The following is a 25,742-nucleotide window of genomic DNA, read 5'->3' on the forward strand; positions in this document are numbered from 1 at the left end:
GTAGTTCTGGGTGGAGGGCTTTTCTGCGAAGACACCTAGTTGTGTCGCTCCTAGTCGTCTCTTTCCGGGGCGTCGAATAGCCCGGGTGGCGCTTGCAGAGGCGTGGGCGGCGGGAGGGGACCGTAAGTCCTCATGGCCGTTCCGTTGACCCGGGCCATGCGGCCGCGTCCCGGTGGCGCGTTCGGATCGTCCTGGTTCACGCCATTGTGATACGGGCACAGCATCACCAGGTTTTCCTGGTTGGTATACCCGCCGTTCTTCCACGCGATGAGATGGTGAACCTGGCATTCATCGGCCGGTTTCATACACTTATCCCAAGCGCAGACTGGGAACTCTGCCATAGCCATGATGCGTTGCTTGATGCTGGCTGAGCGCTCCTCGTAGTAGAGGTTGACTGGCCCGTGATAGGGGTGGAAAAGGGTCGCGAGCGCGCCGTCTTTATCGATCTCACCGGCGATGACCTTGTTGAGGTATTCCGCGCCAGTCATTGTGGCGCCGTTGGTCATCTGAAGGGTGATTTCTTCGCCGTCGCCGTCGAGAATTTTCGTCATTGCATCCAGCGGGACCAAGACATTCGTTTGCAAGCCGCGGCGCGGAGCAGCGCCTTTAAAGAAGGCTTCGCGGATGGATTCGAGGGGGCGTTCGCGGTCGACGGCGTCGCTAAGTTCTGCAATCATTTGCGCGGGGCCTGTGATTGCCATTGTCCACGGTGCATTGCGACGGCGGTAAATAGTCACGCCCTCCTTCGGCGCGGGTGGGGCCGAGTGCTCCTTGAGCTTCTTCTTCGCCAGCGTTTCCATCGCTAGGGTATCGGCGCTGGTCCGGCACAACTCTAGGCGCAGCTTCCAGCCCAATGCCTGCGTCTTGGCTTTGCGGGCATAGCGGTCGATGACCTCCAGAGTGGGCAATGAGTGGCCGCGCTGGCGCGCAGCCTTCACCGCGTCGCGCTGCATTCTGGTCATGGCGGTCTTCCCAAAGAAGCTCGTGTGTAGCCGCACCAACTGCGCGGCAGTTTTGTCTGGGGAGCCGGCGGCGATCAGGTCTGCTTCAGACATGCCTTCGCACTCGGCGATGACATCGATGCCAGCTCCGAGTGCGTTGAGGAAAGTCTGTAGTGCGTTCATATTTGTGGAGCTTAAAACACCTTATGAGCTGCGCGCATTAGAAAAAATGTTCCTGTGGAAAACCTTATCCCAGGTGCCTCTTTTCTGTACTGGCGTTTCTATTTCGAGGCTTTCGGGAACCGGGGCCTGTGAAAACTTGACCGCCTCGCTATACTTTTAGGCGTATGCAGTGAGCCGGCTATCACCGGGGAGCATTCCGGAAGAACGTGAGGCGCGTGAGTGCCGCATTATTAGAACCGGGCGGGTAAGGACCGTCATCTCCTTCACATCAACGAAGCGGGGCGCCTCGGCGCCCAAGCGGGGTGGTACCGCGAGCCGCAAGGCGCGTCCCCGCCACAGCGAACGAGTGAAGGAATTTTTAGATGAGTAATAACCCCGCGAACGTCGGCAGTGTTTATCCCAAAGTCGATATGACTGCTGGGTCTTCCCGTTTCCCCGATATGGAGCAGGAGGTCCAGAAGTACTGGAAGGCCGACGACACCTTTAAAGCCAGCCTCGAACAGACAGAGGGCTGCCCCGAGTACGTCTTTTATGATGGCCCTCCCTTTGCCAACGGCCTGCCGCACTATGGCCACCTGCTGACCGGTTACGTCAAGGACATCGTCCCGCGCTACCGCACCATGGCCGGCAACCACGTCCCGCGCGTCTTCGGCTGGGACACCCACGGCCTGCCAGCGGAGCTGGAGGCAGAAAAGCAGCTCGGCATCACGGATAAGGCCCAGATTGAGGAGATGGGCCTGGAGAAGTTCAACGAGTACTGCGCCAAGTCCGTCCTCGAATACACCGATGAGTGGGAAGAGTACGTTAACCGCCAGGCTCGCTGGGTGGACTTCGAGAACGGCTACAAGACCATGGACTTGAACTACATGGAGTCCGTGATGTGGGCGTTTAAGGAGCTCTATGACAAGGGCCTGATCTACCAGGGCTTTAGGGTTTTGCCGTACTCCTGGGCTGAGCACACCTCGCTGTCCAACCAGGAGACGCGCCTGGATGATTCCTACAAGATGCGCCAGGACCCAACCCTGACGGTCACCTTCCCGGTGGCGGGTGCTGTGAAAGGAAGCGCGGCGGAGAAGACGCTGGCGGATAACGCCGAGCTTGCCGACGCCTCCTTCCTCGCCTGGACCACCACCCCGTGGACCCTGCCGTCCAACTTGGCTTTGGCGGTCCACCCGGAGGTTGATTACGTCCTGTTCAAGGCCACCGAGGGCGACTTTGCTGGCCGCACCTTCATCATGGCCGAGGCGCTCACCGGCACCCTGGCCAAGGAGCTGGGTGAGGCGGAAGTCCTCAAGACGTTCAAGGGCGCTGAGCTGGAGGGCTTTAAGTACCAGCCCATCTTCGATTTCTTCCCGGATGTCGAGAACGCCTACCAACTGCTGCTGGCGGACTACGTCACCACTGAGGACGGTACTGGTGTGGTCCACCAGGCTCCGGCCTTCGGTGAGGACGATATGCTCACCTGCCAGAAGTATGGTGTGGGCCTGGTCATTCCGGTGGACGAGGACGGTAAGTTCACCTCGCAGGTGCCACCTTATGAGGGACAGTTGGTCTTCGATGCTAACAAGGCCATCATCAAGGACCTAAAGGAAGCTGGCCGCGTGGTGCGCCACGTGACCATCGAGCACTCCTACCCGCACTCCTGGCGCTCCGGGGAGCCGCTCATCTACATGGCGCTGCCGGCATGGTTCGTCAAGGTGACCGAGTTCCGTGACCGCATGGTGGAGCTCAACCACAATGAGATTGAGTGGCTGCCGGAGCACATCCGCGACGGCCAGTTCGGTAAGTGGCTGGAGGGCGCTCGCGATTGGAACATCTCCCGTACCCGCTACTGGGGCGCTCCGATCCCGGCGTGGATCTCCGATGATCCGGAGTACCCGCGCGTGGATGTCTACGGCTCCCTGGATGAGCTGGAGCGTGACTTCGGCGTGCGCCCCACCAGCCTGCACCGCCCGCACATCGATGAGCTGACCCGCCCGAACCCGGATGACCCGACGGGCAAGTCCATGATGCGCCGCGTACCAGACGTGTTGGACTGCTGGTTCGAGTCCGGTTCCATGCCGTTTGCGCAGAAGCACTACCCGTTCGAGAACAAGGAGTGGTTTGAGACCCACTCGCCGTCGGACTTCATCGTGGAGTACTCCGGTCAGACTCGCGGCTGGTTCTACGTCATGCATGCGCTGTCCACCGCGCTCTTTGACCGCCCAGCCTACAAAAAGGTTGTGGCCCACGGCATCGTTCTGGGCAATGACGGCTTGAAGATGTCCAAGTCCAAGGGCAATTACCCGAACGTCAACGAGGTCTTTGACCGTGATGGTTCGGATGCGATGCGCTGGTTCCTTATGTCCTCGCCGATCTTGCGCGGTGGCAACCTCATCGTCACCGAGCAGGGCATCCGTGAGGGCGTGCGCCAGGCTATCCTGCCGATCTGGAATGCCTACACCTTCCTGCAGCTCTACGCTTCCCAGGACGCGAAGTTCGATGTCAGCTCCACCAACGTGCTGGACCGCTACATCTTGGCCAAGACGCATGACTTAGTGAAGAACACGAATGATGCGCTGGCGAATACCGATATTGCCTCGGCGACCGAGGAGGTTCGTCTCTTCGCGGATGCCTTGACCAACTGGTACGTGCGCCGCTCCCGCGACCGTTTCTGGGAGGGCGAGGAGACCCACGCGGAGGCTTTCAACACCCTCTACACGGTGCTGGAGACTGTTTCCCGCGTGGTGGCTCCGCTGCTGCCGCACGTGGCTGAGGTCATCTACCGTGGCCTGACCGGTGAGCGCTCTGTGCACTTGGCCTCCTACCCGAAAGCTGAGGACTACCCGGCTGACGCGAACCTGGTAGCCGCCATGGACGCCACCCGCGCGGTGGCTTCGGCGGCGTCGTCTGTGCGCAAGTCCAATAAGCTGCGCAACCGCCTGCCGCTGCCGAAGCTGACCGTGGCGATGCCGGACTCGGCCCGTTTGGCTGACTTCAAGGACATCATCCGCGATGAGGTCAACGTGAAGGACGTTGAGCTTACCGATGACGTCGATGAGGTAGGCACCTTCGAGGTGGTCTGCAACGCCAAGGTGGCAGGCCCGCGCTTGGGCAAGGACGTGCAGCGCGCCATCAAGAGCCTGAAGGCGGGCAACTACGAGCGTGACGGCGAGGAGGTTATCGTCGACGGCGATATCCGCCTCACCGCGGATGAGTACACGGAGCGTCTTAAGGCTGCGAACCCGGAGTCCACGGCGCGCGTGGACGGCGTGGATGGCCTAGTGGTTCTGGATACCAACGTCACCGAAGAGCTCGAGGCTGAGGGCTGGGCGGCGGATGTCATCCGCGGCCTGCAGGATGCCCGCAAGGCCGAGGACTTCGTGGTCACCGACCGCATCACCGTGGTCCTGTCTGTCCCGGCGGAGAAGGAAGAGTGGGCCAACCGCCACCGCGAGCACATCGCGGCAGAGGTGCTCGCTGTCGACTTCACTGTGACGACTGAGGCCCTCGAGGCTAGTGCTGGCCAGAACGTCCACGACGTTCTGAAGGGCGTAACCGCCACGGTGGCCAAGGCCTAAGACCGCAACTGCTTAATCGCGGACAGAGAAAAGCTCCGCTTCCCGGACGTGGGAGGCGGAGCTTTTAGTGTCTGTGCACAGGTAGCGCAGGGCGGCCCAGGGGTGGGCGCCGCGACTGGTGGGGCGGTGCTAGCGGCGGGTGCCGGGCAGGTGCGCGCGCCAGGCAAGGATGACGTTGATGAGGCAGACCAGTGCCAAGAAGCTACCGATGCTGAACAACGCGGTGAAACCGATGTAGGGCGCGAGTGCGCTGAAGACCATGGGGATGAAAAAGCCGGTGTAGGAAATGGAGTAGTACACGGCGGTCAGGCCGGCGAGCTCGCGCTCGCCCGCGATGCGCTGGACCTCAGACAAACCGGCGACGAGAGCTAGGCCGTATCCCGCACCCATCGTCGCGGCGGCGGCGATGCCGAGCGGCAGGGAGAGCGAGTGGGCGGCGAAGGCCCCGAGGATGGCGCCGACGGTGATGACGAACATGGCCAGTGCCGAAGCACGCGCAGACTGATGGGTATCCACGAGTCGGCCCACCATCTGGACGGCGACACCGCAGCCCAGCGTGATGACAGTCATCAGGCCGGAGAAAGCAATCGGGGCATCACCTGCTGAATCGGACAAGAGCTGTGGCAGGAGTGCATAGGCAGCTCCGGCGCAACCGAATACCCACGGGGCCACGGGGACGACGACGCGCAGGAAACGCTTGTGAGCAACGGCCGGGATATGCAGCATTTCCAGCATGTCGCGCACCCGAAGTTCCAAGACTGTGGTCTTGACATCGCCCCGGGTGGGCTGGCGGGTCTCCGGGGTATGCAGGATCCACACGGCGGTCAGCAATGTGAGCAGCATGTGGAGGATATAAGCCGTGTGCGTTGGCCACGGACCCCACTGGGCGAGTACCGAAGCGATACCTGCGCCGACGAGGAAGCCTGCAGTCAAGCACAAGGAAGCCTTGCGAGCGCCTGCCGCCGGGTCTCCGCCAGCACGCGTGATGAGCTCCGTAATCCAGGTTGAGCCCACGGCCATGACTAATCCCAAGGCCATGCCGCACAGGACACGCCCCAACGCAATGATGAGTGGCTCGTTAGGAGCGATGGATAGCAAGAAAGAGCCCGCCAATGACAGCGGTGCTGCGGGAAGCAGCAGGGGGCGGCGGCCAAGCAGATCAGACAGTGGGCCGCCAATCAACAGGGCGGGGATAATACCTACGACATATGCGGCCAAGAGCCCATTGACCGTAACCTGGGAAAAATTCGAGGTCTCGCGGTACATCACTAGCAGCGGGGTGAACTCGTTTCCGCCCCACGCCACGGCGATCATGGAACCGGCGACGGGGAACCACGCGCGCGTTGACAGTGAAGTTTCGGGGGAGTGGATGGGTGAGCCTGCGGAGACTGAGCTTTCAGTGCCTTCAGAGCTTTCAGCAATGGTGTTGGCTTCTGTACGGGCGTCGGATTGGGTAGCGGGCGCCTCGACAAGCGGGTTTGAATGCGCGGAGACAGTCACAGTTGCTTCCTTGAGGAGTTGAGGTGGGAGTGGAGTTCGGTGAGGTAGGAGTCGATGTCGCCGGTGCGAAGGGCGTCGGCAAGCACGGCGTGTTGAGCTACGAAGGCGCGTGCCTTTTCAACGCTGCGGCCAATGGCCGTGGCGGTAAATCGCTGTTGGCGCTCGCGCAGCGTGTGGCCGAGGTGCGCCAGCAGGCGGTTGCCGCCGTTGTCCATGATGGTCTGGTGAAACTTTGCGTCTAGTTGGGTGTAGGTGCCCAAATCAGAATTGTTGAGGGCTGCCCTTTGCTCATCGATGGTGGCATCGAGGACATCGGCAATGAGTTCACGTTCCTCGGTGGATAGCTCACAGATGTGTCGGGCAGAGTTTTCATCCACGAGGAGGCGGGCCTCGTAGACCTCTCGGATTTCGCGGGGGCTGATGGGCACGACCAACGCGCCGCGTTTGGGGTAGAGCTTTAAAAAGCCTTCCACCTCCAAGCGGAGGAAAGCCTCGCGCACCGGGGTTCGGCTCATCCCTAGCTCGGCGGCAAGGGCGGCTTCGGAGAGCATGTCCGAGTCATCGACCTCGTCATCGATGATGCGGCGCTTGAGGTGCTCATAGGCCCTTTCTGCGGCAGGTACCTTGTCTTTTTGCATGCATACATGATGCATGCATGCGGGGCTTGGTGTCTAGCGTCACGCGCCAATCGTGGGGCATAGATCACTCCTGCCGTGCATGAGAGCTAGTTCTCTTTGCCTGCCTAGGGCTTCCTTGTTGATGCGAATATATGTTTTAGACTTGTAGCTATGCAGCGCTGGGTTCTTCACATCGACATGGATGCATTTTTTGCGTCGGTGGAGCAGCTCACCCGCCCCACCCTCCGCGGCCGGCCGGTGCTGGTAGGAGGGACATCCGGCCGCGGAGTCGTTGCAGGTGCGTCCTATGAGGCGCGCGCTTATGGCGCGCATTCCGCCATGCCCATGTTTCGTGCGCAGCAGCTCGTGGGGTATCAAGCCGTGGTGGTGCAACCGCGCCGAGCAGTCTATTCGGCGGCCTCGCGCCGGGTATTTGGGATCATTGCGGAGCACGCTGGGGTCATCGAGCAGCTTTCCATCGATGAGGCCTTCATGGAACCGGCAGCACTCTTCGGAGCCACGCCCGCGGAGGTACGCGACTGGTCGGAGAACTTGCGCCGAGTGATTAGAGCGGAGACGGGCCTACCCAGCTCTATCGGTGCAGGTGCGGGAAAGCAGAGCGCGAAGATTGCGTCCGGAGAGGCGAAACCGGACGGCACTTTCGTTGTCCCGCACGAGCGTTTCGACGAGCTGATTCACCCGCTGCCGGTGGGCAAGCTCTGGGGTGCGGGGCCGGTCACCCAGCAGAAGCTCGCCGCGATTGGTGTGGAGACCATCGGCCAACTAGCGGCGATGAGCCGCAAGGAAGTCGAAATCTCACTCGGCAACGTGGTGGGTGTGCAGTTGTGGGAACTTGCCCAAGGAATTGATGAGCGCCCCGTTGCCCCGCGTGCGATTGCCAAACAAATCTCCACCGAGTTCACCTATCCCACCGACTTGCGCACGGCAGCGGAGGTGGATGCGGCGCTAATCCGCGCGGCGCATGGCGCTCATTCCCGTTTGCTCAAGGATGGGCGCGGCGCGCGCACAGTGACGGTGAAGCTGCGGATGGCGGACTTTCACATTGAGTCACGCTCAGCCACCTTGCCCTATGCCACCGATGATCTGAAGGTGCTCGAAGCCAAAGCACTGAGCTTGGCTCGCTACCCAGAAGAACTCGGTCCCATCAGGCTGGTGGGCGTGAGCTATTCAGGGTTGGAGGAGGCCCGCCAAGACGTGCTCTTCCCGGAACTAGACCGTGAGATCGTACGCAAAGCCCCGGACACGGACTATGAAACCGGGGTTAGTGATTATCTGCCGGGCAGCACGTCCGCCCCGGTCAAAGTCTCCTCCACGGCGGATGCCGAGGAATCGTCGAGCCGCAGGTGGCGCGCTACTCAGGACGTTTATCACCCCGATTTCGGCCACGGCTGGATTCAGGGCGCGGGCCACGGGGTGGTCAGCGTCCGCTTTGAAACCCGCGCTACGGGCCCGGGGTTTGTGCGCTCTTTTGCGACTGAGGATGAAAACCTCCGTCCGGCCGATCCGCTGAACTCCTTGGCCTGGGAAGACATTCCGCCGGACGAAGACGCCGACCCTGAGGAGGCGGTGGAGGTCCCGCCACGCGAGGACAACTAGCCCGCAGTATAAGCCGTGGCGGAGGGGGCAGTGCTAAACATCTCTGCCACCGGCGTGCCGGTAGCGAGTGCCGCGGCGAGCATAATGCGGGCTTGCCCGGCGCGGAATCCGCCGGCGGCCACCGCGCCCATCTCTCCCAAGGTGGCGCCACCGCCAGCGCCGCCATAGGCCAGCTTGGTATTCCCGTAGGGGGTTCGGGTGCTGATCACCACGGGAATGCCCGCCTGCAGCGCGCGGGCCACCCCGGCACCCATTTCCGCGCCCATGTTTCCGGAGCCCATGGCCTCGATGACGAGGCCGCGGGTGTGGGGGAGGGAGGCGTCGACAAGCGTGGCACCGGCACCCGGGTAGGCTGCGATGATCTCAACCGGATGTCCGGCCATCGGCGCTAAGGGGAGGAGAGGTACGGCGGAGTCTCCCACCGGCAGTTCCTCGAAGCCGTTGAGCTGCGAAGTGTGCCACTTGCGCACGCCGCGACCAGGAATGGTCTTGCCGCCGAACTGCACCCACACGCCCGGCTTGCCGGAGCGCAGAAGCTCGTAGGCCTCGCGCAGGTTGCGTGGGCCATCGCCGGACGGGTGGTCGAAGGCGCGCTGTGCGCCGGTGAGCACGATAGGGCCATCGCCCACGTCAAAAAGGGACAAGGCCAGCGCGGTCTCCTCCAAGGAATCCGTGCCATGCGTGATGAGCACACCGTCAATGTCCGGGCGGGCGAGCTGTTCGCGAACGCACAACAGGAGCTCATCGAGGTCGGCCAGCGTAATTGAGCTGGAATCTAGTGCGCGGAACTCCACTACTTCGATGTCGTGCGCGCCGGCGTCAGTGCCCAGAGAGGCGGCCAGCTGCTGACCGCTGACGGTGGGAACTAGGGAACCGTCACGGACCGTCGTACAAGCGATGGTGCCGCCGGTGGCGATGAGGGCAAACGTCATGCCAGCAGGCTACTACAGCCACGCACCTGCGCGGGAAACCCAGGGCTGGGTTTGCGGACGCTAGAGTAAAAGGGATAAACCACGATCCCCTACGTGAGGAGTATTTGTGAAATCCTTCAAGCTGAGCGCCGCCGTCCTGGCTCTGGGTGCCGCGACTGTCCTGTCTGCCTGCTCGTCTTCTGAGGATGCAGCGAGCGAGAACAGCACCGCCGCCAAGCCTTCGGGCGAAACCTCCGCCTCGCAGGTTGTCTCTACCGAGATGCCCACTGTGGAGCAGCTCAACGAGATTCTGGCCAAGGCAGCCGACCCGAATCTTCCCCAGGAAGAAAAGGTGCAGCTGGTCCAGGGTAGTGAGACGGCGCCGGAGCTTTTCGACGTCATGTCGCAGTCCCAGGCCGAATCCGGTGCCACCTTCGAGGTTGTGGCCCCGGTCATCCCGGGCCTCGTGCCGGATTCCGCGCTGGCGACCGTCCACATCAATACCCCGGATGGCCAGCAGCAGACCGCCGACCAGGTGGAGTTCATCAACGAGGGTGGTACATGGAAGCTGTCTAAGACCTGGGCTTGTGTCTTGGTCACCAACATTGTCCCGCCGGAAGAGGTTCCGGAGATGTGCGCCGATTCCGTGCCGGAAGACGCAGCGGCGCCTGCCGACGCCCCCGATGAAGGCCAGGAAGCGCCTGCTGAGGAGGCCCCTGCCGACGCGCCTGCAGAGAGCGCTGAGGCCCCGGCTCAGTAAGTTCGGCCGAGAAACCTAAGCGCCCACCACCCACTGGCTTTTCTGCCAGTCAGGTGGTGGGCGCTGTGTTGTCGGGAAACCGTGACGCGGCTTCCGCGTGCGGTGGCATAGGCGCCGAGCGCGCTAGCTAGTCGGTTGTGAACTCCATATCGGTGGCGCTGGTCTGCACCACGCGGAGATCGGAGCCTTCCGCACCATAAGAAATGGCGGTGGTTACGGAGACATCGCCGGCGGTGGGAAGCGGCTTGGTCAGATCAACCGTGACCGAGCCCTCCGAGGTGGATGTGTGGTCCAAGACCTTGAGTTCTTTGCCCTGCAGTTCTTCAGGGGCGTCGGCGCCGTCAAAGGACAGCGCGCCCAGGGAAGGCCGCTGCTCCACCTTGACGCTGAGGGTGGCGATATCCCCGTCCAGCTTGTCCAAGGTATAGGTCGTGGTTTGCAGCAGCGTGGATTCACCGGTGACGCGCGATTCCACCATCCACCGGGCACCAGGGCCGATTTCCTCATCAGGGAAGACGATGGGCAGGGAGGTCAGGCTGGTGATAGCGCGCTCGACTGTGCTGCGGGCCTGGTCGGTTGCTGCCTGCGGGGCCGCCAAACGCAGAGAATTCATCTGTCCGGTATCTGTACCACGCCACCCAAATTGGAAGCCTTCAGCGGATGTGACGTCCGTGCCATCAGCCTCAGGTTTGCCCACGGTGATGAAGGCGTTGCGGCTGGCTGGAAGTTGGCCTTCGACGTTCTCGGTGGCAGCTTCCACCGAAGCTTGCAGCGGAAGAGTGACCTTATCCTCGGCCGCCGGCGATGGGGCAGCGCTGCCATCCTTGCGCAGCTGCTGGTCGAAGCCCGTGGCGACCTTGTAGGTCAGCTCCTGGGAAGCATCGAGATCCTGATAAGCCAGAACGCGGCTGGCGCCCTCACCGGGCTCCAAGAGGGTGACGCGCGGGGCATCGAGGGCCAAGCCGACCGGTTCTTCGACTGGCTTGGCCGGCTGGGAATAGGAACAGCCGGCGAGCGCGCCGCTTACTCCCAGGACGGTGGCGGACAGGACTGCTAGAGCTCTCACACGAAACACGCATTCCAAATTACCGGATGAGCCTGTTTAGAATGGAACGGGTGAAAGCAAGGAGTTATATCGGAGTGATGGTTGCGGTGGTGCTCGGTGTGGCCGCCGTCGACCAAGCCGTGAAGGCGCTGATGCTGTCCATTCTCACCGAAGGTGAAGCCCTACCTGTGTTCGGTGACTGGTTCCGCTTCTACCTTTTGTTTAACCCTGGTGCGGCCTTCTCCATGGGAGGGGAGGGCGCGACGTGGTTGTTCACTACCATCCAGCTGGTTTTCGTTGTTGGAGTTGCTATCGCCGCTCCGCGTATCCACGACAAGTGGCAGGCCGTCGGGCTGGCAATGATCGCCGGCGGAGCCCTAGGCAACTTCATCGACCGCCTCGTGCGTGAACCGGGGTTTTGGTTCGGGCACGTCGTGGACTATATCTCCGTCGGCAGCTTCGCCGTGTTCAATATCGCGGACGCGGCAATCACCTGTGGTGTCGTGGTTTTCATCATCGCGATGTTCTGGTCAGAGATGAACGAGAAGTCGGAAGAACAGGAAGCAGGGGGAGTGTAATGCGTGAAAGCCGTAGATTGCCGGTACCCGAGGGCCTCGATGGCATGCGCGTGGACGCTGCCTTGGCCAAGCTCCTGGGTATTTCCCGCGCCCGAGTGGCCCAGTTGTGCGCTGCGGGGGATGTGGAAATCGACGGCGTGGCAGTGGGTAAATCCGAGCGCTTAAATGCCGGTGGCTGGATCGACGTCATGATGCCGGCGCCTGAGGAACCACTCATCCCCAAGGAGGAGCTGGTGGAGGGCATGGATGTCCTCTACGCGGACGAAGACGTCATCTGTGTGTGCAAGCCAGTGGGCGTGGCCGCGCACCCGACGTTGGGTTGGGATGGCCCTACCGTCATTGGCGGGCTGAGGGCGGCGGGCTATGCGCTTGCCGACGCCGGACCTACCGAACGCAAGGGCATTGTCCACCGCCTCGACGTAGGAACCTCCGGCGTCATGGTGGTGGCCGCCAGCGAGCGTGCCTACTCCCAACTCAAGAACGCCTTCCGTGAGCGCACCGTGCAGAAGACCTATCACGCCGTGGTCCAGGGCCTGCCGGATCCCATCGTGGGAACCATCGATGCACCCATTGGCCGCCATCCTTCGGCGGGCTGGAAATTTGGGGTCGTCGATGACGGCAAACCAGCAGTGACACATTACAAGCTGCTGGAGGCCTTCCGCGAGGCCAGCCTCCTCGAGGTTCATTTGGAGACCGGCCGCACCCACCAGATCCGCGTCCATATGTCCGCCACCGGGCATCCCTGTGTGGGTGATCCGATGTATGGATGTGACCCGAACCTGGCCAAACGCGTGGGGCTTAACCGTCAGTGGCTGCACGCGGTCGAGCTCGGATTTACCCACCCGGGTACTGGCAAGTGGTTTGAATGCCCTGCACCTTATCCCGAGGACCTGAAGCACGCCGTGGAGGTTTTGCGCGGATGAGCCCGCAGCGGAGCACCCGCCAGCGCATCTACCGGCGCCGCCGGGCCGCGGCACTGGTGCTGTTGGCCGCGCTGGCGCTAATGGTAGTTCTCGCTTTCGGTCTCCTTGGCACCCAACCCCGCACGGCGATGCAAGGAGACCAATTGGGGCCGGATGGCACCGAGACCGCCGCTGAATACCGCGAGCGCGCGGAGGCCTCACTAGCGCAGGCAGATAAGCCGGCCTATGCCTTGGTGGGCTTTCGGGAGCCGCTGAGTCCCCAGGACGTGAGCGACGCCCTGCAGCCCGCCGAGCGCATGGACGCCATCGTGATCGGATTGGCCGCCCCCATCGCAGTTCCCGAACCTGTCGCTGGCGCCACGCGCGCCGACGTCATCGATACCGTCCTGTCCCGCGTGGCCGACCATGCCCGTGACATAGGGGAGGAGGCACCAGCAGAGGTCGACGCAGTCGTGGTGTATTCCGGGGGGAGTCAGTTGCGCGCTCTCGCCACCGACCCGCGGGTCGATACCGTGGAGGTCGCTCCCGAGGATGCCGCATGGGGCTCCTTCGGTGTGCGCCCGTCCGCCAATGTTGGACAGAATGAGAACCGTTAGAACAGCTACCGCTAAAACAGCCAAGGAGAAGACATGCGCCTGTTTCCCAACACCTCCGAGTGGCCGCCGAACTACCGCTTTGCGTATCTGTTGATGTGGGCGGGCGCGTTCATCGCCTCCGGGGCCGCCATCGCGCAAGGGATCTGGGGAGCGGACAAGCTCACCTTCGGCATTCTCATCGTGGTGGCCATCTATTGCATCGCCATGGCCATCCTCATGCCGCGGTGGGCGCTCAACGCGCGCGAGGAATCTGCCCGGCGCGCTCAGGCTCGGGAGGCGCGCGAAGAGCTGAAGCGCCGCTAGTCCTTAAGCAGTGGGTGATGCGTCGGCGGGGTGGAGGCGGGCGCGGCGTCGAGAAGCGCGGCCCATGCGCACCAAGTCCGCCAGGTAGATGATGACCGCTACCCAGATGATGGCAAAGCCGATCCACCGCTCGGTGGACATGTGCTCTTGGGTGACGAACAATGCCCACAGCATCTGCATGATGGGGGTCATGTACTGCAGCATGCCGAGGGTAGACAGGCGCAGGTGCTTAGCGCCCTGGGCGAAACACAGCAGCGGGAGGGCGGTGACGAGGCCGGAGGTAATCAGCAGTGCGATGTGCCCGGGCCCTTCGGTAGTGAAGGTGGATTCGCCCTGTGCCTGCAGGTAGCCCAGGTAGATCAGCGCGAAGGGGAGCATGACCAAGGTTTCCGCGGCCACGGAGCCCATCGACGAGACCGTGATGCGTTTCTTGAGCAAGCCATAGATTCCGAAGCTGAATGCCAAGGCCAGCGAATAATAGGGGGCCTGGCCGGTCATGAAGGTCAGCCACAACACGGCGATGAAGGCGATGCTGACCGACGCCACCTGCGCCTTCGTCAGCTTTTCCTTGAGGAAGATGATTCCTAGGGCCACGGAGACAAGCGGGTTGATGAAATAACCAAGTGCGGCATCGGCCACGTGGTCGCTGTTGATGGCGATGACGTAGGTACCCCAGTTGATGGTGATGGCCACGCCGCAGGCGAGCATCCACCCCCAGGTGCGCAAGCTGAACGCTCGTAACTCGCGCCAGCCGCCGGTCACCAGGAGCATTGCGGTGACAAGAACCGCGGTCCACACGATGCGGTGGGCCAAGATCTCGAAAGGGCTGGCGGGGCGCAGCAGCGGGAAAAACGCCGGGAAGAAGCCCCACATGAGATAGGCAGCAATGGTGTAGAACATTTAAGAAAATGTACCTCAGCGAGGAGCTACGGGCGAAGCTTGACGTCCCCGCTAAGATGAGCCGCATGGCCAAAAACTCCTCCTTCGTCCACCTGCACAACCACACCGAATTCTCCATGCTGGACGGCATGGCCAAGGTGGATATGTTGGCTGATGAGGTGCTCCGCCAAGGTATGCCGGCAGTCGGCATGACTGACCACGGCAACATGTACGGTTCCAATGCCTTCTACCAAAGGATGACAAGCGCCGGGGTGAAACCCATCATCGGCATCGAGGCCTACCTGGCGCCTGAGTCGCGCTTCAACAAGAAGCGCGTGCTGTGGGGCACCCCGGACCAGAAGCGCGATGATGTCTCCGCCTCCGGTGCCTATCTGCACCAGACCATGCTGGCGGAAAATGAGACCGGCCTGCGCAACCTGTTCAAGCTTTCCTCCTTGGCGTCCTATGAGGGCCAGTTGGGTAAGTGGCCGCGCATGGACGCGGAGCTCATTGCTGAGCACGCCGAGGGCATTATCGCGACCACCGGTTGCCCGTCGGGTGATGTGCAGACCCGCCTGCGCTTGGGTCAGTTCAACGAGGCTCTAGAAGCTGCCGCGATGTGGCAGGACATCTATGGCAAGGACAATTTCTTCTTGGAGCTCATGGACCATGGGCTGGACATCGAGAAGCGCACGCGCGATGGCCTGCTGGAGATCGGCCGCAAGCTGGACCTGCCGCCGTTGGTGACCAATGATTGCCACTACGTGCTGGAATCCCAGGCCCCTTCCCACGAGGCCATGCTCTGCGTGCAGACCGGTAAGACCTTCATGGATCCGGACCGCTTCAAGTTCGACGGCACCGGCTACTACATCAAGTCCGCCGCGCAGATGCGTGAGCTGTGGGATCATATGGTGCCGGAGGCTTGCGATAACACCCTGTGGATTGCGGAGCGCGTGCAGGACTACGGCGTGATTTGGGAGGAGCACACCCACGATCGCATGCCGATTGCCGACGTCCCCGAAGGCTACACCCCAACCTCCTGGCTGACCCACGAGGTGATGGAGGGCCTGAAGGATCGCTTCAACGGTGGGGATGTCCCGCAGGAGTACATCGACCGCGCCGAGTACGAGATCAGCGTCATCGATATGAAGGGCTACCCCTCCTACTTCCTCATCGTGGCCGAGCTCATCAAACATGCGCGTTCCATCGGCATTCGCGTCGGCCCGGGACGTGGTTCGGCGGCTGGTGCACTCGTGGCCTATGCGCTAACGATTACCAATATTGATCCCATCGAGCACGGTCTGCTCTTCGAGCGATTCCTGAACCCAGAGCGCCCCTCTGCACCGGATATCGATATCGACTTCGATGACCGCCGCCGTGGTGAAATGATTACCTATGCCGCCGAACGCTGGGGCGAGGACAAGGTTGCCCAGGTGATCACCTTCGGCACCGTGAAGACCAAGCAGGCCATTAAGGACTCCGCCAAGGTGCACTTTGGCCAGCCGGGCTTCCAGATGGCGGACCGCATCAACGGCGCCCTCCCGCCCGCCATCATGGCCAAGGACATCCCGCTCGCCGGCATCATGGACCCGGAGCACGAGCGCTACTCGGAGGCGACCGAGGTCCGGCAGATGATTGAGACTGACCCGGACGTCAAGAAGATCTACGAGACCGCCCGCGGCCTCGAGGGCGTGGTCCGTCAGGCCGGCGTGCATGCCTGCGCGGTGATTATGGCCTCGGTCCGGCTCATGGACCACATCCCGATGTGGAAGCGCCCAGCCGACGGCGCCTACATCACCGGCTGGGACTACCCGGCCTGTGAGGCCATCGGCCTGCTGAAGATGGACTTTTTGGGCCTGCGCAACCTCACCGTGATTGGTGACTGCCTGGAAAACATCAAGAAGAACCGCGGCGAGGAAGTCCACTTAGAAGACCTCCATGCCGACGACCCGAATGCCTCGAAGGTTTATGACCTGCTCTCGCGCGGCGATACGCTGGGCGTGTTCCAGCTCGACTCGGGCGGCATGCAGGAGCTGCTCAAGCGCATGAAGCCAACGGGCTTTAAGGACATCGTGGCGTCGCTGGCGCTCTACCGCCCGGGCCCGATGGGTGTGAACGCGCACTGGGATTATGCCGACCGCAAGAACGGCCGCAAGGAAATTACCCCAATTCACCCCGAGCTGGAGGAGCCGCTCAAGGAAATCCTGGATGAGACCTATGGCCTCATTGTGTACCAGGAGCAGATCATGCGTATCTCGCAGAAGGTGGCGAACTACACCGCCGGCGAGGCAGACGGCTTCCGCAAGGCCATGGGTAAGAAGAAGCCGGAAGTGCTGGCCCAGCAATATGACAAGTTCTGGGGCGGCATGAAGGATAACGGCTACTCCAAGGAAGCGATGGACGCTCTGTGGGGCACCATTGAGCCCTTCGCCTCCTACGCGTTCAACAAGTCCCACGCCGCCGGTTATGGTTTGGTGTCCTTCTGGACGGCCTACCTCAAGGCCTACTATGCGCCGGAATACATGGCCGCGCTGCTGACCTCGGTGGGTGACAAGAAGGACAAGTCCGCCATCTACCTGGCTGACTGCCGCCATCTGGGCATCCGCGTGCTCTCCCCAGATGTCAACGAGTCGGTGGAGACCTTCCAGGCCGTGGGCGAGGATATTCGTTTCGGCATGGGCGCTATCCGCAACGTTGGTGGGGAAGTGGTGGATTCCATCGTGAAGACCCGCCGCGAGAAAGGTGCTTTCACATCCTTCTCCGACTACCTGGACAAGATTGAGCTGGCGGCCTGTTCGAAGCGCGTCACCGAATCCCTCATCAAGGCCGGTGCCTTCGATTCCATGGAGCATCCGCGCAAGGGCCTCATGCTCATCCATGAAGACGCCGTCGATTCGGTCCAGACGACTAAGAAGGCGGCCGACAAGGGCCAATTCGATCTCTTCGCTGGCTTCGGCGGTGGCGATGAACAAGGTGACTCTGTCTCCGCCTTCGCCATCGATATCCCAGACGAGAACTGGGACCGCAAGCACGAGCTGGCTTTGGAAAGGGAGATGCTGGGCCTGTATGTGTCCGGCCACCCGCTCGATGGTTTTGAGGAAGCCCTGAACGCGCAGACCGATACACCGATTACGAAGATCCTCAACGGTGAGGTGGGCAACGGCCAAGAGTTGGTGATTGGCGGCATCATTTCGGGTGTTGACAGGCGCTTTTCCAAGCGCGATGGTTCGCCCTGGGCCATTGTGAGCATCGAGGACCACAACGGCGCGCAGGTAGATATCCTCGTGTTCAATCAGGTCTACTCCCTGGTGGCCCCGCAGATTGCAGAAGACAACATCATCCTGGCCAAGGTCCAGGTGAAGATCCGCGATGAGCGCATGTCCCTGTTCTGCTCCGATATTCGCGTTCCTGACTTGGGCCCTGGCAACGGTGCTGGCCTGCCACTGCGGCTGACTATGCGCACGGATCAGTGCACGATGGACAACATCGCACGGCTGAAGCAGGTCCTGGTCAACAACAAGGGCGAGTCGGACGTGTACCTAACGCTTGTCGACGGCGAAGAGTCCACCATGATGGTCCTTGGCGAGCACTTGCGTGTGGAGCGCTCCAGCAACCTCATGGGTGATCTCAAGGCGACGATGGGCGCCGGCATCCTGGGCTGAGACAGCATGCTTCGTTCGGGTGCTGAATAAAAGTACAGAATGAAGCGGGCTGCGCCTCGCCCGTGGGTTACGCTAGACAGCACAGTCTAGTTGAAAGGGAGACCGTTTCCTCATGGTCAATAAGATCCGCACCACCCACGTTGGCTCGCTGCCGCGCACGAAGGAGCTGCTGGAAGCTAACCTCGAGCGCTCCGCAGGCACCATCTCCGATGAGAAGTTCCACGAGATTCTGGAACGCTCGGTCGCAGACGTCGTCAAGCGCCAAGTCGATCTCGGCATCGACATCATCAACGAGGGCGAATACGGCCACATCACCTCCGGCGCCGTGGACTACGGCGCGTGGTGGAACTACTCCTTTACCCGCCTGGGTGGTCTGACCATGACGGACAAGGACCGCTGGGAAATCGGTGACAAGATTCGTTCCGAGCCAGGCAAGATTCGCCTTTCCTCGATGAAGGACCGCCGCGACCGCGCCCTGTTCGCCGAGGCCTATAACGATCCGGATTCGGGTATCTTTACCGGCCGCAAGAAGGTAGCCAACCCGGAGTTCACCGGCCCGGTTACCTACATCGGCCAGGAGCAGGTCGAGGCGGACGTGAAACTGCTTGCCGACGCCCTTCCCGAAGGTACCGAAGGCTTCGTCGCCGCCCTGTCCCCGGGTGCTGCGGCACGTCTGCCTAATAAGTACTACGAGGATGAAACCGACCTTGTTCGTGCTTGCGGTGAGGCGCTCAAGGTGGAGTACAAGGCCATCACCGATGCCGGTCTGACCGTCCAGTTCGATGCTCCGGATCTGGCCGAAGCTTGGGACTCGGTGGTCCCGGAGCCGACGGTCGAGGATTTCCAGGCCTTCCTGCGCGAGCGTATTGAGATTCTCAACGAGTCCATCAAGGACATCCCGCGTGAGCAGACCCGCCTGCACATCTGCTGGGGCTCCTGGCATGGCCCGCACGTGACGGATATTCCTTTCGAGGACATCATTGAAGAGATCCTGCAGGCCAAGGTTGGTGGCTTCTCCTTCGAGGGGGCCTCGCCGCGTCATGCGCACGAGTGGCGCGTGTGGAAGGACCACAAGCTGCCGGAGGGCACTGTGATCTACCCGGGTGTGGTTTCGCACTCCACGAATGCTGTGGAGCATCCGCGCTTGGTGGCGGACCGCATCATCCAGTTTGCTGAATTGGTGGGCCCGGAAAACGTGATTGCATCGACGGACTGCGGCCTCGGCGGCCGTTTGCACCGCCAGATCGCGTGGGCCAAGCTGGAGTCCCTCGTAGAAGGTGCCCAGATTGCCACCGAGGAGCTGTTTTAAGTCTATCCAGCTTGGCTGCGATTGATTCCATCCAATAAAAGGCGGCTGTGACGCAATGTCGCAGCCGCCTTTTTCGTGCAGTGAAAAGTGCTAGTTCACGGTGATACCGTGGCTTTTGAGGAAATCTCGTGGGCCGTCAAGGATAGAAGGGTTAGCCTTAGCGACAAGGACCAACGCGTTGACCCCAGCGGCTACCAAACCAAAAATTGTGGTCAGCCAGGCGACGACTTCCTTGGTTGTGTCACTCGGGCGGGCGGACTGCAACCACTCTGGCATCTTTCCCCAAGCAGCATCTTCCGCAGCTTTCTTTGCTTTTTCGGGGTCCGTCTCTGGAGATGTGCCCTTTTCTGGCGCGGTGTCCTCTTTTGCTTGGGAGGAGTGCGAGACATCGAGGTTACCTACGGACAGCGAGCTACCGTTGGAGTCTGCAGTTGAGTCGTTAGCTGCCGCAAGCGGAGTAGCTAAGGCCATGGTCGTGGCGCATACAGCGACGAGGGAGGCGGAAAGACGCATGATGAGATGTTCTCCTTAGTAAGGCGGTTATGAGAGCTGCATAAAAGGTCCGGCTCGTTACAAGCCCATCTAAATGTAGCAGCCCTCCCCTTAACGACAAAGGTTTTATAGGAACTTCTCCAGTTGCTCGCGCAGCGGTGCCGGGGCAAGGCTGAGAACTGTTTCGCGGACACCCGGGGCATTCAGCAGGCCTACCGCGGCAGCCACAGCGGCGATGACTCCGATGATAGAACCGAGGGCGATGGTCGCGGTGGAGGAGTGGGAGCTCTGACTGCTCTTGTCTTCGTCGTCGTAGTCGCCAGCAGTATCCTCGTCGTCCTCGTCGGCATTGAGCAGGTCCTCAACATTGTAGACGGTGGTGGTTCCGGAGACCTCGTTGCCCACGATGAGCAGGTGCTCGCCGTTGGGGGAGTCTGCCTTGTCGACGAAGGCAAAGCCCTCCGGACCCAAGTCGCCGGCAGCAGCGAACTCATCAGTGGAGAAGTCGCGGTTGTTGACATAGGTGACGAAGGAAGCGTTGGAGGGGTCGGTGACGTCGTAGACGAAGATGCCGCCAACGCGCTCGGCGCCGATGAAGGCATATGTACGCTTCCCAACGGTGCCGATGGTCAGGGCCTCTGGCTCTGGGCCCTTGTTATCAGAGCGATCATCGAACGTTGCTTCTTCGTTGTCGGCGTTGTGGTGGAAGATACCCGGCTCGTTGAGCTCGGCGGTGATCTTTTCGAACTCGGCGCCGGAGTCGAAGACAACGTTGCCCTCCGCGTCGTAGATGCTGAAGGAGCGGGAGCCGTAGGCATAGAGCTCGTCGAAGCAGCCCTTCTCTTCGTTCCAGCCTGAGGCGTTGCTCAACTTCAGGTTGCCGGCTTCCTTCTTGTCGGCGAGCTTGTCCAGGTCGACGTCGCCCAGCGCGCCCTCGCACACCTGGCCATCCTCGACCACGTCCTTGAGCTCCACCTCATCGGTGTAGGCGCCGGAGCCGCCGTCCTTTTCCTTGATACCCCACTCGCGGGCATCACCCTCGTTCGCGGTGGCAAAGTAGGTCTGACCACCAGCGGTGAAGGCACCGATGGAATCTGGCATGGACAGGCCCTTGACCGGGATCGTGCGGAGCTCGGCCGCATCATCCTTGTTCGAGGGGTCCAGCGGGACCTGCGAGTGATCCGCAATGTGGGCAGGCAGGGTCTTCTCCACCGTGGCAGATTCAATATCGATGACACCGATGGCGTTGGCCTCCTGCAGTGTCACGAAGGCCTTGCCATCCTGGGAGGTGATGTACTCCGGCTCAAAGTCAATAGAAGGCTTGGAGTCATGGCCAGCGGGGCCGAAAACTCGTACGCCCTCCGGCAGAGGCTGGCCGTCGAAAGCCGTGAATCCAGCGATGCGGGCATCCGCCTGGGTTGGAGCCTCAACAGCCTTCGGCAGCTTGATAACGGAGACGGAGCCTTCCGGGTCCGTGACGTAGTCGGTGCCCTCGGCGTTGAGCTCATTGGAGGGCTCGCCTTCGTTAGCCACCAGCGCGTAGCCACCATCTGCGGTGAGGTGGACGTTATCCGGCAATGCGCCCACCATCACGCGGCCCAATTCGGCGGTATCCAGGTCCGTGGCCGCGGCGTTGAAGAACAGTGCTTCGCCGTCCTCGGTCTTGTCCGCCTGCTGGACGGCGGCCACGGCTAGGCCATCGGGGCGCACGACTACGGAGTTGATTTCCTTGCCCTCACCAGCAGAGATAGAGCCGATTAAGGTGGGCTTGGCCGGATCGGAAGCGTCGAGGACATCGATTTGACCAGCGTGCGCATTGACCGTAAGGATGCGCTTGGAGTTCGGGTGGAAGGCCACGATCTCCGCGGCCGACTCCGCGTATACACCGGACTCATAGGTGCCAACCGGGGTGAGCTTGAGGCTGGCGTCTGCCGCCGAGTGCTCGATGACGTTGTTCACAATCGCGGCCGAGGAGGCCGGTACGGCCACGCTGAGGCTGGTTGCGGTCGCCACGCAGAGCGCGAGAGAGCGGCGGGAGATAGAGCGAGACATTGAGAAAGACTCCTTGAAGCGAGACGAAAAAGACTCCGCATCACCGTACGTGCCGCCCATGACACCTTTGGGGAACAGAGCGTTGCGGCCAAGCGAGATCTAGGTAAACGTTCAGTGAATCGGTCGAATGCTAGGTAATGCGCGACGAAAGAATGGTGGGGCGCTAAAATGAGCCACCATGACAAGCACCCCGCAAGACTTCGAGCCAATCCACGCCTCTGATATCCAACTGGCCCAATCGCGAATTAGCTCGGAGATTGCCCCGACCCCGCTGCAATACTGCCCGCGACTGTCCCAGGAAACCGGCTATGAGGTGTACTTAAAGCGCGAGGATCTACAAGATGTGCGCTCCTACAAGATCCGCGGAGCCATCTATGGCATGTCAAACCTCAGCGAAGAGCAGCGGACGCAAGGTATCGTTACGGCGTCGGCGGGCAACCACGCCCAGGGCGTGGCTTATGCCTGCCGCACCATGGGAATCCACGGCAAGATCTACGTGCCGGAACCGACCCCGAAACAAAAACGCGACCGCATCCTGGTCCACGGCGGCGACCTCGTGGAACTCGTTGTCACCGGCGCCAATTTCGACGAGGCAGCAGCTGCTGCGCACGCGGATGCAGCGGAGCGCGGCGCCTTCTTCATCGAGCCTTTCGATTCGCGCGATACCGTTACCGGCCAAGGAACTGTGGCCGCCGAAATCGTCTCCCAGCTGTCTTCGATCGGTAAATCCCTCGATACCGTGGTGGTCCCCGTGGGCGGTGGCGGCCTCATCTCCGGCATCACCTCCTACCTCGCCGACATGGCCCCGCGTACGGCGGTGGTGGGCATTGAGCCGGCGGGGGCGGCGTCGCTAAGCGCAGCGTTCGCTGCTGGTGAGCCCGTGACCCTGGAGACCGTTGATCCCTTCGTCGATGGTGCTGCCGTCAAGCGCATCGGCGAGCTGCCCTTCCAGATTCTGGAAGCCAACCAGGGCCGCCTGCACCATGACACCGTCTCCGAAGGCGCCGTCTGCACGGAGCAGTTGGCGTTGTACCAAAACGAGGGCATTATCGCCGAGCCCGCCGGCGCGCTGAGCGTGACCGGCCTGCGCACGCTCAACCTGCAGCCGGGTTCAACGGTGGTCTGCGTGATTTCCGGCGGCAACAATGACGTGCTGCGCTACGCCGAAATCATGGAGCGCTCCCTGGTGCACCGTGGACTCAAGCACTACTTCCTGGTGAATTTCCCGCAGGAGCCCGGCCAGCTGCGCCACTTCCTGCAGGATGTTCTTGGCCCGGAAGATGACATTACGCTGTTCGAGTACCTCAAGCGCAATAACCGTGAGACCGGCGCTGCGCTGGTGGGCATCGAATTGGGTAGCGCTGCAGGTATAGACGGACTGCTGGAGCGCATGGAGAAGTCGAAGCTCAATTGCCAGCAACTTAAGCCAGGTACCCCCGAGTATGACTTCCTCGTCGCATAATGCTGGAGAGCTATCAGCGCCCCGTCGCCGGTGACATCGTTGAACACGAGATTGAGATCAAACGTTCGCGGTTTATCACCCTCATTGGCCGCGCCACGAATGAAGAGGAAGCACGCGCGCTTATCGACGCCGCCCGCGACCGCTTCCCCGACGCCCGCCACCACTGCTCGGCGTACATTTACCACGTCGATGGCTCGAATCCAGTGGAGCGATCGTCTGATGACGGCGAGCCTTCCGGCACGGCGGGCAAGCCAATGCTCGATGTTTTGAAGGGCTCCGGACTGCTCGATATTTGCGCGGTCGTGGTGCGCTACTTCGGCGGCATCAAGCTGGGCGCGGGCGGGCTCGTTCACGCCTACGGCGGTGCCGTCAGTGAGACCATGGAGCAAGTTGAGCACGTCACGCGCGCCTTGCGCGAGCTCTATACTGTCGAGGTTTCCCACGCGGAGGCCGGCCGGTTGGAGGCGGAGCTGCGCAACCGCGGTGTGGACATGGTGGATACCGACTACTGCCAGGCAGTGACCTTCACCGTGTCCGTTGAGCCCGGCGGCGAGGAGGAGCTCGCGGCGACGCTCGCCGCGCTGACCCAGGGTGGGGTAGAGCCAAAGGAAGCTGGAACTGCCTGGGTGGAGCTTTAAGGCCGCGGGATTCGGGCCATGTAGAATGAGCCCCATGACTATGCAGCGACGCCCCAACAACCCCATTGAGCAACGCAAGCAAGCCGTGCGTACCCATGCACGCAACGGAGCTATCTGCGTCGTGGGCGGCGTCGCCGGCGGTGTGCTCCTGGGCTGGGCACTTACCAGCTTCTGGACCTGGATGGCCATTGGCCTCATCGTCGCCGTGGTGGGTGGCGTGTACAACTGGGTCAAAATCCAGAAGATCGTGAACGAGAACCACAACCTGTAAAAGCTCATGGTGAATCAGCCCGACGGGCGGCCCGTACGTATTGATGCTTGGGTCTGGTCCGTGCGCATGTTCAAGACTCGCTCGGAGGCCGCCACCGCCGTGCGCGCCGGGCACGTCAAACTCAATGGCAACGCCACCAAGCCCGCGCAGCAGGTTGTGCCCGGCGACCGCGTGCGCGTGTGGCGCAACCACCACGAGCATGACCTTGAGGTGCTAGCCACCGTGTCCAAGCGCGTGGGCGCCCCGATTGCGCGCACCTGTTATATCGACCATGCCCCGCCGCCACCGCCGAAAGAGTTTATGCCCTCCGTTCCGGTCCGACCGCGCGGTGCTGGCCGCCCGACGAAGAAAGAACGCCGGCAGATGGAGAAATTCCGCGGTGGATTCCGCTAATTATTCCGGAAGTTCTTTAAGGCCTTCAAGCGCGCGTTCAAGCGGCGCTTGCGGTCTTTGCGGTCACCGGCCTCGGCCGTGGCCTCGATGTGCTGGGGGCCGAATTTGTTGAGCAGCAGGTCGTCGATAAGCCTGACCTGGCCTGGGCGGAAGCGGTAGTGCATGGCGTCGTGCACGTGGGCGATGGCGTCATCGTCGAGCAGCTGCTTGAGCTGGCTCAAGCGTGTGATGCCGTTGTTTTCGAGCAACTCGGCAAGGAAGCGATAATGCTCCGAGCGTGAACGCGGGAAGCGGTTGCCCAGAATAATGGCGAGGACGCCAGGGAGGGTCTCAGCTGTAATTTCTACGTCATCGCCTGCCTCAGAACTGGGGGCTTTGAGTGCGGCGATCTCATCGAATTGCTGGTCCGCCAGCTCAATGAGGCCCGCAGCCAGTGTGAAGAGGCGATCCACCTGTGGGGAAGGCGGGTTCGGGCCCTGCTTGTACCGGATATCGTGCTCAAATTCTGCCCAGGCGTGTTGTAGCACCGTGCGGATTTGAATCTCGAAGGTCCAGCCGATATAAGGCTCAAGTTCCTCCAGCGTGGTGGCGCTGTCCTCGGACACCGTCAGCACCAAATGGTGCGAGCCATACCCAAAACCACCAGAAATCCGTGTTTCCGCCGCCTTATCCACCGAGCGCAGTACGGCAAAGGTTTCTCCCAAAACCTCCAGGGCTTCCGGGATAACTGTGGAGTGGAAGACGGTGATTCGCACGCCCAAAACATCGTGGATATCTTCCCATGGCTTCGGGTACATCAGCTCGCCGTTATCGCGGCGCTTCTTCGCTTTGGCCTTGAGAGAAGGCCACTGCTTGACTCGGGTTGCTACGCGGTCGAAGATAATGCCGGCGTCGTTAAGCAAGTCCTCGATGGCATCGCGGAAATCCTGCGCCGCGGTGGGGTGCGCGTGTACCCAGGAATGGTACTGGTTGCTCAGGCGGGACATGGATGATTCAGCCATCGTGAAACGTGACTCCTTTCGGCCACGGCGGGGGGAGTTTGGGGGTGTT

22 protein-coding genes are annotated in these 25,742 nt (G+C 61.7%); 13 read left to right on the top strand and 9 right to left on the bottom strand.

The features are described from left to right. Window positions 1–50: 50 nt before the first annotated feature. Complete coding sequence (locus tag HMPREF2537_RS06570) at window positions 51–1,124, bottom strand: HNH endonuclease signature motif containing protein (RefSeq protein ID WP_070526741.1); 1,074 nt, start codon at window positions 1,122–1,124, stop codon at window positions 51–53. A gap of 362 nt (window positions 1,125–1,486) precedes the next feature. Between HMPREF2537_RS06570 and ileS the strand changes: the two genes are divergently transcribed. Beyond that, complete coding sequence (gene ileS, locus HMPREF2537_RS06575) at window positions 1,487–4,684, top strand: isoleucine--tRNA ligase (RefSeq protein WP_070526744.1); 3,198 nt, start codon at window positions 1,487–1,489, stop codon at window positions 4,682–4,684. Between the two features lie 129 nt (window positions 4,685–4,813). Here the strand turns inward: ileS and HMPREF2537_RS06580 are convergent, their stop codons facing one another. After that, window positions 4,814–5,998: an MFS transporter gene (locus HMPREF2537_RS06580; protein ID WP_210383635.1), complete on the bottom strand. Its 1,185-nt coding sequence runs from the start codon at window positions 5,996–5,998 to the stop codon at window positions 4,814–4,816. A 182-nt stretch (window positions 5,999–6,180) separates the two neighbouring features. Continuing rightward, entirely contained in the window at window positions 6,181–6,822 is a 642-nt protein-coding gene (locus HMPREF2537_RS06585; RefSeq protein WP_070526751.1) for a GntR family transcriptional regulator, read from the bottom strand. Between the two features lie 150 nt (window positions 6,823–6,972). On the opposite strand from HMPREF2537_RS06585, the gene HMPREF2537_RS06590 reads away from it, so the two are divergent. Then, on the top strand, window positions 6,973–8,418 hold the full coding sequence (locus tag HMPREF2537_RS06590) for a DNA polymerase IV (RefSeq protein WP_070526755.1): 1,446 nt from the start codon (window positions 6,973–6,975) through the stop codon (window positions 8,416–8,418). On the opposite strand, the gene HMPREF2537_RS06595 is transcribed toward HMPREF2537_RS06590, so the two are convergent. Continuing rightward, the gene (locus tag HMPREF2537_RS06595; protein WP_070526758.1) at window positions 8,415–9,350 is read right to left on the bottom strand and encodes an asparaginase; all 936 of its coding nucleotides are present in this window, start codon (window positions 9,348–9,350) and stop codon (window positions 8,415–8,417) included. The two genes, HMPREF2537_RS06590 and HMPREF2537_RS06595, sit on opposite strands and share 4 nt — an antisense overlap. A gap of 106 nt (window positions 9,351–9,456) precedes the next feature. Here HMPREF2537_RS06595 and HMPREF2537_RS06600 point away from each other — a divergent pair, with 106 nt between their 5' ends. Next, the gene (locus tag HMPREF2537_RS06600) at window positions 9,457–10,089 is read left to right on the top strand and encodes a WKL family lipoprotein (RefSeq protein WP_070526761.1); all 633 of its coding nucleotides are present in this window, start codon (window positions 9,457–9,459) and stop codon (window positions 10,087–10,089) included. Between the two features lie 127 nt (window positions 10,090–10,216). Here the strand turns inward: HMPREF2537_RS06600 and HMPREF2537_RS06605 are convergent, their stop codons facing one another. Then, window positions 10,217–11,164: a hypothetical protein gene (locus HMPREF2537_RS06605; protein WP_070526764.1), complete on the bottom strand. Its 948-nt coding sequence runs from the start codon at window positions 11,162–11,164 to the stop codon at window positions 10,217–10,219. A 32-nt stretch (window positions 11,165–11,196) separates the two neighbouring features. Between HMPREF2537_RS06605 and lspA the strand changes: the two genes are divergently transcribed. The 4 genes from lspA to HMPREF2537_RS06625 are packed head-to-tail and all read left to right on the top strand — an operon-like array spanning window position 11,197 to window position 13,534. Then, entirely contained in the window at window positions 11,197–11,712 is a 516-nt protein-coding gene (gene lspA / locus HMPREF2537_RS06610; RefSeq protein ID WP_070526767.1) for a signal peptidase II, read from the top strand. After that, a complete protein-coding gene (locus HMPREF2537_RS06615; protein ID WP_070526770.1) occupies window positions 11,712–12,635 on the top strand; it encodes an RluA family pseudouridine synthase in 924 nt (307 codons plus the stop codon). Before lspA ends, HMPREF2537_RS06615 begins: the two co-directional genes overlap by 1 nt. Continuing rightward, window positions 12,632–13,231 (top strand): hypothetical protein, encoded by a 600-nt coding sequence (locus HMPREF2537_RS06620; RefSeq protein ID WP_070526773.1) that lies wholly within the window; start codon window positions 12,632–12,634, stop codon window positions 13,229–13,231. Before HMPREF2537_RS06615 ends, HMPREF2537_RS06620 begins: the two co-directional genes overlap by 4 nt. A 33-nt stretch (window positions 13,232–13,264) precedes the next feature. Continuing rightward, a complete protein-coding gene (locus HMPREF2537_RS06625; protein ID WP_070526777.1) occupies window positions 13,265–13,534 on the top strand; it encodes a permease in 270 nt (89 codons plus the stop codon). 3 nt (window positions 13,535–13,537) lie between these two features. Here the strand turns inward: HMPREF2537_RS06625 and rarD are convergent, their stop codons facing one another. Continuing rightward, on the bottom strand, window positions 13,538–14,434 hold the full coding sequence (rarD, locus tag HMPREF2537_RS06630; protein ID WP_070526780.1) for an EamA family transporter RarD: 897 nt from the start codon (window positions 14,432–14,434) through the stop codon (window positions 13,538–13,540). A 65-nt stretch (window positions 14,435–14,499) separates the two neighbouring features. Between rarD and dnaE the strand changes: the two genes are divergently transcribed. After that, window positions 14,500–18,075: a DNA polymerase III subunit alpha gene (gene dnaE / locus HMPREF2537_RS06635; protein ID WP_070527571.1), complete on the top strand. Its 3,576-nt coding sequence runs from the start codon at window positions 14,500–14,502 to the stop codon at window positions 18,073–18,075. A gap of 112 nt (window positions 18,076–18,187) precedes the next feature. Further along, window positions 18,188–19,384 (top strand): cobalamin-independent methionine synthase II family protein, encoded by a 1,197-nt coding sequence (locus tag HMPREF2537_RS06640; protein WP_070526783.1) that lies wholly within the window; start codon window positions 18,188–18,190, stop codon window positions 19,382–19,384. A gap of 90 nt (window positions 19,385–19,474) precedes the next feature. Here the strand turns inward: HMPREF2537_RS06640 and HMPREF2537_RS06645 are convergent, their stop codons facing one another. Further along, window positions 19,475–19,897 carry a hypothetical protein gene (locus HMPREF2537_RS06645; RefSeq protein ID WP_070526786.1) on the bottom strand — a complete coding sequence of 141 codons (423 nt, stop codon included), beginning with the start codon at window positions 19,895–19,897 and terminating at the stop codon, window positions 19,475–19,477. A 105-nt stretch (window positions 19,898–20,002) separates the two neighbouring features. Beyond that, the gene (locus HMPREF2537_RS06650) at window positions 20,003–21,928 is read right to left on the bottom strand and encodes a choice-of-anchor I family protein (protein WP_070527575.1); all 1,926 of its coding nucleotides are present in this window, start codon (window positions 21,926–21,928) and stop codon (window positions 20,003–20,005) included. A 178-nt stretch (window positions 21,929–22,106) separates the two neighbouring features. Here HMPREF2537_RS06650 and ilvA point away from each other — a divergent pair, with 178 nt between their 5' ends. The 4 genes from ilvA to HMPREF2537_RS06670 are packed head-to-tail and all read left to right on the top strand — an operon-like array spanning window position 22,107 to window position 24,692. Beyond that, entirely contained in the window at window positions 22,107–23,390 is a 1,284-nt protein-coding gene (gene ilvA, locus HMPREF2537_RS06655; RefSeq protein WP_070526789.1) for a threonine ammonia-lyase IlvA, read from the top strand. Continuing rightward, window positions 23,390–24,028 (top strand): YigZ family protein, encoded by a 639-nt coding sequence (locus tag HMPREF2537_RS06660; RefSeq protein WP_070526791.1) that lies wholly within the window; start codon window positions 23,390–23,392, stop codon window positions 24,026–24,028. The genes ilvA and HMPREF2537_RS06660 overlap by 1 nt, the downstream gene beginning before the upstream one ends. Before the next feature lie 34 nt (window positions 24,029–24,062). Next, entirely contained in the window at window positions 24,063–24,299 is a 237-nt protein-coding gene (locus HMPREF2537_RS06665; RefSeq protein ID WP_070526793.1) for a hypothetical protein, read from the top strand. 6 nt (window positions 24,300–24,305) lie between these two features. Then, window positions 24,306–24,692 (top strand): RNA-binding S4 domain-containing protein, encoded by a 387-nt coding sequence (locus HMPREF2537_RS06670; protein WP_010190494.1) that lies wholly within the window; start codon window positions 24,306–24,308, stop codon window positions 24,690–24,692. Here HMPREF2537_RS06670 and HMPREF2537_RS06675 read toward each other — a convergent pair. Next, entirely contained in the window at window positions 24,689–25,693 is a 1,005-nt protein-coding gene (locus HMPREF2537_RS06675) for a GTP pyrophosphokinase (RefSeq protein ID WP_070526795.1), read from the bottom strand. The genes HMPREF2537_RS06670 and HMPREF2537_RS06675 overlap by 4 nt on opposite strands. Window positions 25,694–25,742 lie beyond the last annotated feature (49 nt).

The sequence above is a fragment of the Corynebacterium sp. HMSC074E01 genome, from assembly GCF_001808885.1.
Classification (GTDB): domain Bacteria; phylum Actinomycetota; class Actinomycetes; order Mycobacteriales; family Mycobacteriaceae; genus Corynebacterium.